Source organism: Pseudomonas sp. 10B238 (assembly GCF_000970615.1).
Taxonomy (GTDB): Bacteria; Pseudomonadota; Gammaproteobacteria; order Pseudomonadales; family Pseudomonadaceae; genus Stutzerimonas.
Genome location: NZ_KQ033963.1, coordinates 1 through 2,882 on the forward strand (window position 1 = coordinate 1; position 2,882 = coordinate 2,882).

General features: G+C 51.3%; 4 protein-coding genes. All 4 read left to right on the forward strand.

What is annotated here, in order from left to right; translation table 11 throughout:
• Positions 1 to 237, forward strand: a 237-nt coding sequence (locus tag RT21_RS22705) for a copper-binding protein (RefSeq protein ID WP_046164445.1), incomplete at its 5' end; no start/stop codon positions are given.
• Positions 238 to 379: 142 nt separating this feature from the next.
• The gene (locus RT21_RS22710) at positions 380 to 697 is read left to right on the forward strand and encodes a co-regulatory protein PtrA N-terminal domain-containing protein (RefSeq protein ID WP_014822244.1); all 318 of its coding nucleotides are present in this window, start codon (positions 380 to 382) and stop codon (positions 695 to 697) included.
• A 313-nt stretch (positions 698 to 1,010) separates the two neighbouring features.
• Positions 1,011 to 1,241 carry a hypothetical protein gene (locus RT21_RS22720; RefSeq protein ID WP_014822242.1) on the forward strand — a complete coding sequence of 77 codons (231 nt, stop codon included), beginning with the start codon at positions 1,011 to 1,013 and terminating at the stop codon, positions 1,239 to 1,241.
• 100 nt (positions 1,242 to 1,341) lie between these two features.
• Positions 1,342 to 2,715, forward strand: coding sequence for a heavy metal sensor histidine kinase (locus RT21_RS22725; protein ID WP_046164446.1), 1,374 nt, complete (start codon positions 1,342 to 1,344; stop codon positions 2,713 to 2,715).
• The last annotated feature ends 167 nt before the right edge of the window (positions 2,716 to 2,882 follow it).

Consider the following 2,882-nt stretch of genomic DNA (forward strand, 5'->3'; position numbering starts at 1 on the left):
CAGAAGTCGGCGGGACAGACCGCTACAGCCACAGGTACGGTCAAGAAAGTAAACACCGAGAGCGGAACCGTCACCATTGCCCACGGCCCGGTCGAAGCGTTGGGCTGGCCGTCGATGACGATGGGCTTCAAAGCAAAGCCTGATCAGCTCCAAACGCTGAAAGAAGGGGACCAGGTCGAATTCGAGTTCTCCTCGAAAGGTATGGATTCCACCATTACGCGCATCGAAAAGCAGTAAAGAGCAGAAAGCGACCGCCGCAGGCGCGGCGGTCGTACCAACACGAGAATGAAGCGATTACCGCTTTGTAACCTTGGCAACAGCTTCTTGTAAGTAGCAAGCCTTTAATCTACAGGCATCAACTAACCAAGAGGTGCAAACCATGAACCGCATAACCAAAGTAATCGTTCCTTTTATTCTGACCGTTGCTTCCTCGCTTGCAATGGCCGAAGGCGGAAGCGAACGTACGCTGAATCGCTTAAATGACTCGGCAGGAGCAAAGCCCACCCTTAAGGAGCTTGTAAAAGAAGGCCAAGTGCTGAGCATCGCACCTGCTGGCGCGACCGGCACGACTCGAATGATTCAAAACTATAGAACAAGCGCCCAAGTCCAGACGTATGAGATGACGGTCAAGACCCCTGACGGGAAGATCCATACGGTAGAGTTTCTGAGCACCCCAGTTGGCGTGAACAATGGCTAATCTGCCAAGCTTAATATCCGAGGGATAGTTAGATGAGGGGCATAATATCCAAGATTAAAAGCGTACTGCAGCGCAATCCGGTCGTAACGGGGTTAACCGCAGCTGTGGTTGGCTACATGCTACTGAACCAAAGCACTGCGGCGTTGGCAACAACGCTGCCAAGCCTGCTCTTTCTCTTGCCCTGCTTGTTGATGATGGTCGTATGCATGAAGCATATGTCTAGCGGTAAATGCGACAAGCCCGAGGAGCCCAACGTTGGCGAAAACACCTTATTAAGCAAAAGCGAATAACCCACTGAACTTGGAGATTTAACATGCGAAAGGCCATCACCGTTACAGCAATCGCAATCACCCTGGCGAGCGGACTGAGTTTCGCAGCGGTAGATAAATCGGACCAAAGCCATTCAGAAACCGGCATGATGAGCGGCGACAAGCATATGGAAATGATGGGCGACATGCATGGAATGATGAAAGAGTGTCGTGAAATGATGGAGGGGGCCAAAGCCGGCCACTCGCAAACTGGCGAAAATTCAGACGCTGCTTAGGATACGAGAGTGCGAGCAAACATGATCGAAGCAGGCCGGGCACCTTTTCTGGGTGCCCGCCTGCTTTCTTGTGAGTGATGGCCTAACTAGGACCGTACTGATGGGAAAAGTGTCACTGACGAGCAGAATGGCGATAGCTTTCATGCTTGTGGTTACGGTTGTGCTGATGGCGGCCGCAATCAGCTTCAATTATTTTTGCCAGCTCCATTTCGAACGCAAAGATGAACAAGTGCTGAATGAAAAGGCCGCTGCAGTAGAGCGTACGCTGCTCAACAGCTCAGCATTTGGGCCTGAGACCGCTTCAAGGATCGATGCCGTTATTGAGCACTCCTTTGGCTTCGCAACTGCAGTTGTAGTAGACGGCAAGACAGTCTACTCACATCACAATCTCTCTGAGAGCTTGCTACCACTTGTCACGGACATCCAAGAGGAACGTTGGACAGTAAATTTCGCTGGGCATCAGTACAGTGGCATTACCAGAAAAGTAAACCAGTGGGTCGAAGGGCAAGACACAGTCATCTATCTGGCTTTGGATGTAACGCATCGAGTCCACTTCTTCGAAATGATTCAGCAATGGTTCGCTTATACGCTGGTGGTCAGTGCACTTTTGAGTGGCGCTTTAGGTGTGGTTCTGATCAGGAAGGGTTTAAAACCGATCGATGAACTCTCTAAGACTTCCTCTACAGTAACTGCCAATTGTTTGGATACCAGAATTCCAACCGAGTCAGTGCCAGGCGAGCTTCATGAACTCGTAGACAACTTCAATGAAATGCTCTCGCGCTTGGATGACTCATTCCTCAGGTTGTCAGGTTTCTCAGCGGACATCGCGCATGAGCTAAGAACGCCGCTGAACAGCATGCTGACCCAAATGGAGGTCGCGCTCTTGCGCGACCGCGAAAATACCGACTACAAGGATATCTTGTATTCCGCCCTCGAAGAACTTAGGCGCATGTCAAAGATGGTCGATGACATGCTGTTCCTCGCCAAAGCGGACAATGGGAAGATTACGCCCAGTGCCGAAGGGGCCAGCATGGCTGAGATGACCACGAGTGTTATCGAATATTACGAGCTCGCAGCCGAGGACAAGAAGGTCGAAATCGCGCTTTCAGGCGATGGGTCGGTACATGGCGATAAATCAATGCTAAGACGGGCCATCTCAAACATAGTCTCGAACGCAGTTCGGTATGCAGAGGAAGGCAGCATTATCAGGGTTGAAATAAGCGAGAGTGGTAACTCGGTTTCGACAGCTATAACCAACCGCGGCATTACTATTCCAGCCGAGCTTCACACTCGAATATTCGACAGATTTTACAGGGTGGATACCGCAAGGCGCGAAGGTACTACCCTTAATGCGGGCCTCGGCATGGCTATCACACGGTCGATTGTTGAGGCCCACAAGGGGCGCATCGCTTGCGAATCAGCTGAGGGGCACACGACTTTCACAATGACGCTTCCAAGGCTGATGTCTAGTTAATGGCAAAGTGCTGGCAACGACGCTGATCTACGCTTATACAAATGCCCGGCTGAACCGGAGGAGGCCAAGGCTTTCGTACTGTATATTTGGTTCTGGAGGTTTCACGTGCAAGCGTCCTCATCAAGAAAATGCGGTTCGACAGCCGCAGCGCTCAACGAAGCGTGCTT